The organism is Psychrobacter sp. SHUES1 (assembly GCF_001652315.1).
GTDB classification, from domain to species: domain Bacteria; phylum Pseudomonadota; class Gammaproteobacteria; order Pseudomonadales; family Moraxellaceae; genus Psychrobacter; species Psychrobacter faecalis.
On sequence record NZ_LXWA01000055.1, the window covers coordinates 17824 to 29952 of the forward strand.

General features: G+C 44.9%; 9 protein-coding genes. 5 read left to right on the forward strand and 4 right to left on the reverse strand.

The window, feature by feature from the left end; translation table 11 throughout:
- Positions 1–71: 71 nt before the first annotated feature.
- The 3 genes from nuoC to ndhC all read right to left on the reverse strand — a co-directional run bounded on the left by nuoC (position 72) and on the right by ndhC (position 3385).
- Positions 72–1874, reverse strand: coding sequence for an NADH-quinone oxidoreductase subunit C/D (gene nuoC / locus A7325_RS07715; RefSeq protein WP_156508515.1), 1803 nt, complete (start codon positions 1872–1874; stop codon positions 72–74).
- A gap of 106 nt (positions 1875–1980) precedes the next feature.
- On the reverse strand, positions 1981–2649 hold the full coding sequence (locus tag A7325_RS07720; RefSeq protein WP_068406534.1) for a NuoB/complex I 20 kDa subunit family protein: 669 nt from the start codon (positions 2647–2649) through the stop codon (positions 1981–1983).
- Positions 2650–2773: 124 nt separating this feature from the next.
- Entirely contained in the window at positions 2774–3385 is a 612-nt protein-coding gene (ndhC, locus tag A7325_RS07725; protein WP_068406539.1) for an NADH-quinone oxidoreductase subunit A, read from the reverse strand.
- 956 nt (positions 3386–4341) lie between these two features.
- Between ndhC and A7325_RS07730 the strand changes: the two genes are divergently transcribed.
- From A7325_RS07730 to argB, 5 genes are all read left to right on the forward strand, one after another.
- Complete coding sequence (locus tag A7325_RS07730; protein ID WP_068406542.1) at positions 4342–6375, forward strand: UvrD-helicase domain-containing protein; 2034 nt, start codon at positions 4342–4344, stop codon at positions 6373–6375.
- A gap of 93 nt (positions 6376–6468) precedes the next feature.
- The gene (mgtE, locus tag A7325_RS07735) at positions 6469–7872 is read left to right on the forward strand and encodes a magnesium transporter (protein WP_068406544.1); all 1404 of its coding nucleotides are present in this window, start codon (positions 6469–6471) and stop codon (positions 7870–7872) included.
- Between the two features lie 145 nt (positions 7873–8017).
- Positions 8018–8482: a dUTP diphosphatase gene (dut, locus tag A7325_RS07740; protein WP_068406547.1), complete on the forward strand. Its 465-nt coding sequence runs from the start codon at positions 8018–8020 to the stop codon at positions 8480–8482.
- Between the two features lie 129 nt (positions 8483–8611).
- Positions 8612–10348, forward strand: a complete 1737-nt coding sequence (locus tag A7325_RS07745) for a phosphomannomutase (RefSeq protein WP_068406550.1) — start codon at positions 8612–8614, stop codon at positions 10346–10348.
- Between the two features lie 109 nt (positions 10349–10457).
- On the forward strand, positions 10458–11369 hold the full coding sequence (argB, locus tag A7325_RS07750; protein WP_068406556.1) for an acetylglutamate kinase: 912 nt from the start codon (positions 10458–10460) through the stop codon (positions 11367–11369).
- 91 nt (positions 11370–11460) lie between these two features.
- Here the strand turns inward: argB and A7325_RS07755 are convergent, their stop codons facing one another.
- Complete coding sequence (locus tag A7325_RS07755) at positions 11461–11820, reverse strand: hypothetical protein (protein WP_068406558.1); 360 nt, start codon at positions 11818–11820, stop codon at positions 11461–11463.
- Positions 11821–12129 lie beyond the last annotated feature (309 nt).

The following is a 12129-nucleotide window of genomic DNA, read 5'->3' on the forward strand; positions in this document are numbered from 1 at the left end:
GTACTTTTAATATTTAACATCTACCATTTAACATTTATGAAAATTAATGATAAATGCAGCAACCCAAACCGTTAACGGTCACAATCGGCCATGACGATATCAATCGAGGCCAAATACATAATGGCATCAGAGACCAACGAGCCATTAATCACCGATGGCATCTGTTGCAGGTGCGCAAATGTCGGCGTACGGATACGGGTACGATAGCTCATCGTCGCTTTATCTGAGGTGATGTAATAACTGTTTAGACCTTTGGTTGCTTCCACAATCGTGGCGCACTCACCCGCTGGCATCACAGGACCCCAAGAAACCGAGATAAAGTGATTAATCAAAGTCTCAATATCATTTAAGGTACGATCTTTCGGCGGTGGTACGGCCAATGGATGATCCGCCTTATAAGGACCTTGCGGCATATTATCCATACATTGACGGATGATACGTAGCGACTGGCGCATCTCTTCGATTTTTACCATACAGCGATCATAAGCATCGCCGTTATAACCAACTGGAATCTCAAAATCGTAGTTCTCGTAGCCCATATACGGACGCGCTTTACGTAAATCAAAATCCAAACCTGTGGCTCGCAAACCTGCGCCAGTGACGCCCCACGCCAATGCTTGCTTGGTATTGTACTGGGCAACGCCTTGGGTACGACCTTTTAACACACTATTTTGCAATGCTGCTTTTACGTATTCATCTAAACGTTTTGGCATCCAATCTAGGAACTCACGAACCAAACGCTGCCAACCACGCGGTAAGTCGTGTGCTGTACCGCCGATACGGAACCAAGCAGGATGCATACGGTAGCCAGTCACCGCTTCGATGACGTCATAAGCTTTTTGGCGATCGGTAAACATATAGAATACCGGCGTCATACCGCCAGCATCCTGAATAAAGGTACCGACAAACAGCAAGTTATTGGTAATACGGAAAAACTCACTCATCATCACACGGATGGTTTCAGCGCGCGGCGGCACCGTAATCCCAGCAAGCTTTTCAACCGACATGATATACGGTAGCTCGTTCATGACGCCGCCGAGGTAATCAATACGGTCGGTATAAGGAATATAAGAATGCCACGTTTGACGCTCAGCCATTTTTTCGGCGCCGCGATGGTGATAGCCGATATCAGGAATACAGTCGACAACTTCTTCACCGTCAAGCTGTAGCACTAAACGGAATGCACCATGAGCAGAGGGATGGTTAGGACCGATATTCAAGAACATAAAGTCTTCATCACGACCCGAGCGTTTCATGCCCCATTCTTCAGGGACAAAGCGCAGGTTTTCTTGCTCGTATTGTTGCTTGGCGTTATTTAAGAAATACGGGGTAAATTCCGTCGCGCGCGCATGATATTCTTTACGCAGTGGATGACCTTCCCAATATTTAGGCAATAAGATACGCGTTAAATGTGGATGGCCACTGAAGACAATGCCGAACATGTCCCAGACTTCACGCTCATACCAGTTAGCATTTGGCCAAATTTTAGTCGCGCTTGGTACGTTGAGATCGTCCTCGCTTAGGGCGACTTTGATACGCACATCGCTATTACGCTCAAGCGACATCAAGTGGTAAAACACCGTAAAATCACTGTCTGGCAAACCTTGACGATGCTGACGCAAGCGCTCATCTATCGCGGATAAGTCAAAGAGCATAACGTAAGGTTTTGGCAATTTACGCAGGTATAATAAGACGTCTAATAAGTCGGCACGCGCCACCCACACCGTTGGAATCTCATCCACCGTGTGCTGTACGACAAACTTACCAGCATATTTTTCTTCCAGCTCTTTGATAACTGCTGGGACAGGTTTGATCTTATCCCTGTTGTTAGGATCCATGTTATTAGGATCTATGTTTTCAACTACCGTGACCATGAATGATGTCTTCCTTCATTAATCATAACCCAGCTATGTCAATCATAACCGAGCTGTGATAAGCGTACGCGCACTTCTAAGAATTATGAACAATTGAGCTAATAAACTAGATACTGTCTGGGCTACGCAAGTTTTTCACCGCAATACGGTCCGCTTGCTTACGGTCACGCTCAGGCGTCATTTGCGGCTGATAAATGCCCTGCTCATTAACATGAATACCCAGCGGACGACGCTCTTTAGTAATCGACTCTTGCAGCAGCATCAAACCTTGAATCAAAGCTTCTGGACGCGGCGGGCAACCTGGTACATAGACATCGACAGGAATGATTTTATCGACGCCTTGCACCACTGAGTAGATATCATACATACCGCCCGAGTTGGCACACGCGCCCATCGAGATGACCCATTTTGGCTCAAGCATTTGCTCATAAAGGCGCTGAATAACCGGTGCCATTTTCACAAAGCAAGTACCAGCAACAATCATTACGTCTGCCTGACGGGGCGAGGCGCGAATGACTTCGGCACCAAAACGTGACAAATCGTGTACGGCGGTTAAGGTGGTGGCATATTCGACATAACAGCAAGAGGTACCAAAGTTAAATGGCCATAGTGAGTGCTTGCGCCCCCAGTTTGCTGTTGAATGGACAAGGTCTTCAAGACGACCCATAAAGACGTTTTTATTGACTTCTTCTTCGATAGGGTCATTGACCGTTTGACTGGTCTGTGCAGGATAGATATCTGCATCAGGGTTGGCTTTTGTTAATGTGTATTTCATAACATACAACCTTTATTTTAAGCGCTGCGTGACAAGTATTTATCATCACTAGCGCCATAACTTCTATTATTAATAAATGACCATTTAGGTATAAACAAGACTGTTATAAGCAATGAACTTAAAGCTAGTCTTGTTGTGCAGCAGTGGCAAAATCCACTGACGTCACATTACCCGTGGTATTAATATGATCGATATTTTGTAAATGGCGACGATTGGTCTCGATATTGTTTGAGACATTAATTTGCCCTGAAGACTGCGCCGGTATCTTGCCTGTTGGGTCAACCATCAGCTCATCAACGCCATCAAACTTGGTGATGTCGGCCAAATTAAAACCGGCTGGCGCCGCATATAGACGCGCTTGTTTACGGCGTTTGTCCGCTGGTGCCCAGCTTAGTGCGCCCAAGCTCAAGGCATATACCAAACCAATCAATAGATCGACGATAAAGGTCGCTGCGGTCGCATAACCAAGCCAGCCTGTCTCACGCACTGACACGGCATAAGCGTATAAATACAGCGCTTCTAAATCGAAAATGACAAAGAAAATTGCGACCAAATAGAATTTTGCAGACAAACGAATGCGGGCATTGCCAGCTCCGACAACACCCGCTTCAAATATCTCTTCTTTTTGTGTGCCCTGAGAGCGACCGCCAAGCAAGCGCGGAACGACCAGCATAAAGACAACTAGCCCAATGGCGGCTAAAATAAAAGCAATTGCTGACCAATTAAAAGCAGACATGATAATACGTGCTCCTCACCCAATCGAGTGTCAAGCGCACCGCGAATACTCACGAATAATGGTGGTAATGGCGATAAGCATAACGCAGACGAAAACACAAAGTAGCTGTCATTGATTCATTTTTGAGCAAATATATTTAAACAACTCAAGGACTGTGATAAACCCATGACTATTATATAGCTACTGTGCTGGTAATAACCAATTATCAAGCTTATTGACGACGATGTCAGACATGACCAACTATAGATATTCCGGCATGCACGCGGATAAAAGGCTGGTCGCCCAACGCATCTTTTAACAACGTAAGATCAACGTATTAAATCAATATCGTATTTATTGGCGTACTTAATTGATTTAATAGCTCATACACGTGGTCAACAATGACGTGACAACTGGCATAAATTATTTACGTACTATACGCATATCGGCAATCAAAAGCTAGTTTTTAACTGCATTGAATGGTCATTTTATCTGCAAAAAAAATATGTTTTTTTTACCATAAACTATGTTATAGACGTTACCTTATATTACGTGCAAATCTGAATTTTTATGTGGGCGCTGCTATATATAGTGTAAGCTGCGCAAAGCAAACACTTTTTTAACTCAAAACCCGCTGCCAACTCCTCGCCCAAAGACAGGGTTTTTGCTTTATAATAGCCCACCTCATTTTGACGCTTTGGCGTTATTTGAACACACATTTTGTTACCCTTTATTATTGGGTGTACTTTACCGAAAATATCGTCTTTATTAAAAATACCATCCTTATTGACGTTATGATTTTTATTATTATCTTATTATTATCATCTTAATAAAATCAGCGTTTGATTAAAATCATCGTTGTAGCCCAAGCATCGCAGCCTTTTATCATATTTTGCTTAACAACGACTTTCGTCAACGATGCTACTATCCGTTATTCGTTTTATCTTCTTTTTTGCTTTTGTCTTACAGGTCATCTTATGAGTCAACTTAATCCCAAACAACAAGAAGCCATGCTTTATGTCTCAGGACCTTTATTGGTATTGGCTGGGGCAGGCTCCGGTAAAACCTCGGTGATTACCCGTAAAATCGCCTACCTCATTGAAGAATGCAACATGCCAGCCGAGCGTATCACCGCGGTGACCTTTACCAATAAAGCGGCGCGTGAGATGAAAGCGCGGGTCAGTAAATTGCTGCCAAGTGAAAAAACTCGCGGTCTGACGGTATCGACCTTTCACCAATTTGGCTTGCAGTTTTTGCGTTACGAGCTGATTCATACGCCATTGAAAGGCAACTTTTCCATCATGGACAGCGACGACAGTAAACGTCTGCTGATGGAGCTGATGATGCGTGACAATTTAAGCGGCGCCGAAAGTCGCGAGCTGGTCGGCAAAGCGATAAAAATGATTTCTGATTGGAAAAACGATTTGATTGAGCCGGATAAGGCGATGGAAACCTTGGACGATCCAGAAGATATGATTTTTGCCACCCTCTATGCCTTATACGAGCGTAACTTGCGCGCTTATAATGCCGTAGATTTTGATGATTTGATTGTATTGCCAACCAAAATCTTACGTGAAAACGCTGAGCTGCGTGATAAATGGCAAAACCGTATTCGTTATTTATTGGTCGATGAATATCAAGACACCAATACCGCTCAGTACGAGATGATTAAGTATCTAGTCGGACCACAAGGGCGCTTTACCGTCGTGGGCGACGACGACCAATCTATCTATGCCTGGCGCGGCGCCAAGCCTGAAAATATGGCATTGCTCAAAGAAGATTTCCCGAAATTAAAAATCGTCATGCTTGAGCAAAATTACCGCTCGACCACGCGTATTTTGACCTCTGCTAACGCTGTTATTACCAATAACGAGCATTTATTTGAAAAGAAACTGTGGTCAGATAAAGGTCAGGGCGAAAAAATTCGTATTATTAATTGCCGTAATGACGACGATGAATCTGAGCGCGTGGCAAAAGAAATCGTCACTCATAAACTGCGTTTCGGTAATGAGTGGGAGCAATACGCCGTTCTTTACCGCAGTAACTTTCAGGCGCGCATGCTTGAAGCGCAATTGCGTCAGCTGCAAGTCCCGTATAAATTATCGGGCGGTCAGTCGTTCTTTGCCCGTAGTGAAATCAAAGACATCATGGGCTATCTGCGTCTGATTTTAAACCCCGAAGACGACAGCGCGTTTTTACGTATTATTAATACGCCTAAGCGCGGTATGGGACCTGCTACCCTTGAAAAGCTTGGTTTATTTTCGCAAGAGCATAGCATCTCGCTACTCGCTTCTTGTACCCACGCCGGACTTGCTCATGTCTTGCCGTCAAAAGCCTATGGCACCTTAAAAGAGTTTGGCGATTTTATCGAGCATTATACCCGTGAGCTCGATCAGCACCCCGACCCCGTGCCTATCGTCCGTCAAATGATTGATGAAACCGGCTATATCGACTTTGTACGTAGCGATGCCAAAACGCCGCAACAAGAAAAAAATCGTATCGATAATATCGACATGCTTTATACCAGTATTCAGTCATTGATTAATCGCGCTGAAGAAGACGAAGACCGTACGATTGATACCATCATTCGCAAATTGGTCTTGCTTGATATGCTCGAGCAGCAGCAAGAAGAAGAGAATACCAATAAAGTGAACCTCATGACCTTACATGCGGCAAAAGGCTTGGAGTTTGATTTTGTCTATATCATGGGACTTGAGGAAGAAATGCTACCGCACCGCAACTCTATCCTCAGTGAAACCATTGAGGAAGAACGCCGCTTAATGTACGTGGGTATTACCCGCGCTCGCCGTGAGCTGACATTAACGCTTGCGACCCAGCGCCGTGCAGGCGGGCAAATGCGCGTGACCTCTGAATCACGTTTTTTGGATGAATTGCCAGAAGATCATATCGACTGGCCGGCCAAAGCGAAAAAGAAAAAAGCCAGCAAAGACCCTGAAAAAGTCGCTGATGAATACTTGGCCAATATTCGTGCTTTACTAGGTAATCGTTAAGTTTAAAACTTAAGCGATACCCTGTTTACCGCTCTTTACATGAGCGGTAAACTCAATTTTTATACGAATATCTTTTAAAAATTTGGAACCTTTATGCCGACCTCGACGACGAATCCTGAACGACCATCGACCCTGCAAGGAGATTACAATCCTGCAGAGTATAGCGCTGAGTACAAGCTGCTGTATCTACAAAGTCTGGTGGCTGACAGGGCATTTGAAGACATTACCGCGTTTTTAGAAAAGCAATCAGAATATGAAATTGCCAGCTTACTTGAGTCTTTTCCAACACAAGACCGCCTGCTGATTTGGGAGCAAGTACCCGATAATATCAAAGGTGAGGTGCTGGCCGAGCTAGAAGTCGATACGCGCCAGCCGTTGATGAAAAATATCTCATCCAAAGAGATATCGCTGTTTACACAAGACCTAGATGCCCAAGACATCTCGGAGATTTTGGACACGGTGACCGACAGCGTCCGCACCTCGGTGATGGCGACGCTGGACGAAGATATCCGTGTGCAGGTCAATAAACTCGACACCTATGCCGATTGGGAAGTCGGTCGCTATATGGACCCTGATACCATTCAGGTCAGAGACGACATTACACTGGCTGAGGTACAAGACTGGCTGCGCGCCAATGACGATCTGCTCGATGACGAAAGCCAAGAGCTGTTGGTCGTCGATCAAAGCCAGCAGTTACTTGGGCTGCTAAGCTTGGTGGATTTGATCAAACATGATCAAACCACTTTGGTCTCAGAGCTTATCGACCCTGCTATCACCATCAATGATCGCCTCGATATCACCGATGCGGCGGCGATTTTTCGCTCAGAAGACATTCGTTTTGCCCCTGTCATCAACAGCCATGGCGAGCTGGTCGGTCAGTTGAATGCCGAGGACATCATGGAGATTATCCAAGATGATGTCGATAGCACCATGAAAAACCTCGCAGGTGTCAGCCAAGATGAGGAGCTGTTTGCCCCTATCTTGACCAGCGCCAAAAGCCGTAGTATCTGGCTCGGTATCAACCTGTGTACCGCCCTATTGGCGGCGGCGGTCATCGGTCAGTTTGAGGCGGTGTTGGCAAAAGTGGTGGCGCTGGCGATTTTAATGCCCGTGGTTGCCAGTATGGGCGGTATCGCTGGCTCGCAAACATTAACAGTCGTCATTCGTGGTATAGCGATGGGTCAAATTGGTGGCTCCAACCGTTTATGGCTACTGAACAAAGAGCTGTGGGTCGGCGCGATAAACGGTATCATATGGGCGATAATCATGGCGTTTATCGCCCAATTGTGGTTTCATGATATCAAGATCAGTGCGGTCGTTGGCTTGGCAATCGCCATCAATATGACTGCAGCCAATGTCTCAGGCATTAGCATTCCTTTACTCCTAAAACGCATGAATATCGACCCTGCGCTATCCGCCTCGGTTATTTTGACCACCGTGACCGATATAGTGGGCTTTATGTCGTTTTTGGGCTTGGCGAGCGTGCTGATTCTTTAGTCGACCGCCTATGAAAATCTGAAAGCTAAAAGTTAACAATCAGCAGCTATTTCTATTAATAGTTGTTGTTAAGCATTTAAAACTAACCGTTAGAAATGTGATTCATTCTGTTTAAAAAACCATTACATCGTTAAGTGAGTGCGTTATGCAAGCTGTACAAGTTAAAGTTTTAAACCCTAAAATTATTGAAGATAAAGCGTTCTCGCTACCGACGCGCGCTACCGATGGCAGCGCAGGTATTGACTTGCGTGCTTGCATTGATGAACCTTTGACCATTAAAGCTGGGGCGACGCATTTGATTGGCACTGGCCTTGCGGTGTATATTCAAGACCCTAATTTTGCGGGCATGATTTTACCGCGCTCAGGTCTCGGTCATAAGCATGGTATCGTCTTGGGTAATTTGGTCGGCTTGATTGATGCTGATTATCAAGGTGAGCTGATGGTTAGTATTTGGAATCGCAGCAATGAAGATTTTGTGCTAAATCCTGCCGAACGTATGGCGCAATATGTGGTTGTACCAGTCGCCCGTCCGGAGTTTGAAGTGGTGGCAGAATTTAGTGATACCAGTGCGCGCGGTGCGGGCGGTTTTGGCCATTCTGGTCGTCAGTAGCATTGAATATAAGCATTAAACATTAAGCATCATTGGATTTTCATTTAGCATCAATCGCAGCAATAACAATAATCAGCGATTTTTCATTCACCACTAGCCCATTTATCACGACTATAAGGAGAGTAAGCGATGCCGTCTTTTGCTGCGCAGCACTCCTTATTTCGTGCTTATGATATTCGTGGGTCGCGCCAGCATTTTACCGATGATTTTATTCATGCCTTGGGAAATGCTTTTGCGTATCTTTATCAAGCTCAGCCAAGCATTTATAGAGAAAATATTGGCGAAAATAGTAGCCGAAGCACTAACGAAAAAACTATTGTCGTTGTTGGTCATGATGTGCGTGACGGTAGTGGTAGCATGGCGCAAATATTTGCTGATATCTTGTCTCAGCATGGTCTACAAGTCATCCAACTAGGACTTGTTACCACGCCAATGATGATTTTTTGGGCGGAGCAATATCAGGGGCATGGCATTATTGTCACTGCCAGCCATTCTGCTAAAGATATTTTAGGAGTGAAATGGCTCGTCAATCATATCTCGCCTAGCAGCGCAGACATTCAGGCGCTATATCATCAGCTGGGTATTAATAATGCGCAAAACCCGTCTTTAAGCAACATTGCTAAGCCCATTTATCATAAACAGCAACATTTGCCTGCTAAGCAAGTTGCAAGCGCTTATAGCGACGCCATTACGCATGTTTTTAAGCAAATCTATCAGCCTCTTAATCAAACTGTAGAAGATAATCAACCACCCTCCTCTAAACTTGATTTAGTGGTAGTCATTGATTGTATGCACGGCGCCACCAGCAATATCGCCAAGCCTTTATTTACGCATTTTTGCCAAAGTGTCATCATGCTCAACGATACGCCAGACGGTAATTTTCCTACCGGCAATCCGGACCCGACTGAGCCGCAGCGTCTTAAACAGTTGCAGCAAAGCGTACTGCTTCATCAAGCAGATATAGGTATCGCCTTTGATGGTGATGGCGATCGGTTAATGGTAGTCGATAATCGGGGCAAAGTCGTCACGCCCGACCACCTGCTTTATCTATTAGCAAAAATAGCGGTTATTGAAAGTCCGCAAACATTAAAGACTTCGCGACCATACCCGCAAGTGCTCTTTGATATTAAATGCTGTCATCATCTGCCCAAGCTTATCAGTGAAATTGGCGCAACACCTGTGCTTAGTAAAACTGGCAGCAGCCTCATGCGCCAACAAATGCAAGATTCTGACGGTCAAATTATCTTTGCCGGTGAGTTATCTGGGCATTTTATTTTTAATGATAGCCGCTTTATACTTTACGATGACGCCATGTATGCAGCACTACGACTGCTCCATTGGTTGGGAAAATCTCAAGGTACTCAGTCAACTCGTACAAAAAGCCTAGCCGATATTATTAAAGGTTTACCGGTTATCGTCAGTACCGCTGACCATTATTTACCGCTACCAAAAACCATAGCTAACGACTGCTCTATCGTGCAGCAACTGGCAAGATTTTGTCAGTATTTACAGCAATTGGTTCACGCGACATCAGCTGCGTCTATACACCAACTAGACCCGCAAGCTGTGGTCGCCTGTGCGCCGTCACTTTGTACGTGCGCGCAGCAAAGCCAATCTACTACTTTAGAGCAGGCGCAAACGCTATTGCCAGTGGGCACCAAGCTTAGCTGTATCGATGGCGTGCGCTTAGATTTTGCGCGCGGGTTTGGCGTATTGCGCCAATCAAATACCAGTCAAAATCTGACCGTGCGCTTTGCTGGTGATAGCATCGACGACTTTATCGATATTCAAACGAGATTTGCCGCCTTATGCCGCCCCTTTAACAAGACGCTAGCGATGCAAATCTTGGCTATTGTTGCTGAATAGGTATTATTTAACCTTAACTTTACTAGAAAACGCCTTATTAGAGAACGCCAAAGAGAAACAAAAACTCTCAATCAATCCACCGCTTAACCCTGTCTTTTAGGAGCTTGTCATGACGCTTAATTTGGATGAAGCCAAAATTACCGCAGAAGTATTAACCACGGCGCTGCCTTATATTCAACGCTTTGTTGATAAGCTCATCGTCGTCAAATACGGCGGCAATGCCATGACCGACCCTGCGCTTGAAAGCTCGTTTGCCCGTGATATCGTGTTATTAAAAACCGTTGGTATGCATCCTGTGGTCGTGCACGGCGGCGGTCCACAAGTCGATAATTTGTTAAAAGAGCTCGGCCGTCAATCTGATCGCATCGACGGCATGCGCGTGACCGACAAAAGCACGATGGATATTGTTGAGATGGTGCTCGGCGGTAGCGTCAATAAATCGATTGTTAGCTTAATCAATAAGCACGGTGGGCGCGCGATTGGTCTGACGGGTAAAGACGCCAATTTAATCCTAGCTAAAAAACTGATGATGGAAAAAATCGGCGCAGATGGTGTGGCAGTTCCTGTTGATTTGGGCTTCGTCGGTGATGTGGTCAGCGTTAATAAAGACGTGATTAATATGCTGATTGCCTCTGATTTTATCCCTGTTATCGCGCCGCTTGGGGTCGATTCTGAGGGCAACACTTATAATATCAACGCCGATTTGGTCGCTGGTAAAGTCGCAGAATTCTTGCAAGCAGAAAAGCTGATGCTCCTAACCAACATTAAAGGCGTGTTGGGCCGTGATGGTGAGGTAGTCACTGGCTTGACGCCAAAGAAAGTCGATGGTCTTATTGAAGATGGTACTATCTCAGGTGGTATGATTCCTAAGATTCAATGCGCGCTTGACGCGGTACGTAGCGGCGTAAAAAGCGCCGTTATCGTCGATGGTCGTGTGCCACATGCCACGCTACTCGAGATTTTTACCAACGAAGGCGTGGGTACCTTAATTAGCCGTGATTTAGATTCATCAATGAGCTAGCGAGCCGTGATAATTTTTAGTATAAAAAAGCCCGATCTTAACATTTAAGTTCAGGCTTTTTATTTATCAAAGCTGCTTAATTTAGAATCGTTTAATAAGCGCAAAACTCTACATTACTATGGCTACTATTACCATAAACTTTCATATGGTGATTGCCTTTACGCTGGGTGATATAAGAGTTTTCATTTTCGTAGCGATCGCCATTTAAGCGACCATCTGGCCCTGAGACATAAGCGACACTGATTTGGTCGTCACCGACGTTACGAATCACTAATTTTTGATCGGGCAGCAACCATAAACGAAATACTTTGCCGTTTTTGAGGTTGCCACTAAAATTGCCGCAATAACTGTCTTTAGCAAAGGTAATCTTGGTTGACGTATCAGCAGCTTGCGCGGTGACAGTTAATAAAGGCGCTAACGCTAACGCTGCTATCAATATTAATTTTTTCATAATCCTATCCTCGTCCGTGAATATGATGAGCCAGCAAACTTAATTCTAATAATAATTTATAATTTGCCAAACTGATAGCGTTTTTATGAGCACTTATTTATAAAAAAGCTGCCACAAACTCATCTTCATCAAAACCGCATAATAGTATTGGCTGATTTTTATCTACCAGCTGACCTTCAACGATCGGACGTTGGTGGTGTATCAGAAAGTATGCTGAGGAAATAAAAGGAGGAGTGACAGCCAGAGCAAGATGATATATTTGAGGTTATGAAGACACAAATAGATATCAGTTGCCCCGACTGTCACAGT

Bases quoted from the DNA above. Each gene is read 5' to 3' on its own strand.
- ndhC (WP_068406539.1), bottom strand. From the start codon at position 3,385: ATGTCTGCTTTTAATTGGTCAGCAATTGCTTTTATTTTAGCCGCCATT.
- A7325_RS07720 (WP_068406534.1), bottom strand. From the start codon at position 2,649: ATGAAATACACATTAACAAAAGCCAACCCTGATGCAGATATCTATCCT.
- mgtE (WP_068406544.1), top strand. From the start codon at position 6,469: ATGCCGACCTCGACGACGAATCCTGAACGACCATCGACCCTGCAAGGA.
- A7325_RS07730 (WP_068406542.1), top strand. From the start codon at position 4,342: ATGAGTCAACTTAATCCCAAACAACAAGAAGCCATGCTTTATGTCTCA.
- A7325_RS07745 (WP_068406550.1), top strand. From the start codon at position 8,612: ATGCCGTCTTTTGCTGCGCAGCACTCCTTATTTCGTGCTTATGATATT.
- nuoC (WP_156508515.1), bottom strand. From the start codon at position 1,874: ATGGTCACGGTAGTTGAAAACATAGATCCTAATAACATGGATCCTAAC.
- argB (WP_068406556.1), top strand. From the start codon at position 10,458: ATGACGCTTAATTTGGATGAAGCCAAAATTACCGCAGAAGTATTAACC.
- dut (WP_068406547.1), top strand. From the start codon at position 8,018: ATGCAAGCTGTACAAGTTAAAGTTTTAAACCCTAAAATTATTGAAGAT.
- A7325_RS07755 (WP_068406558.1), bottom strand. From the start codon at position 11,820: ATGAAAAAATTAATATTGATAGCAGCGTTAGCGTTAGCGCCTTTATTA.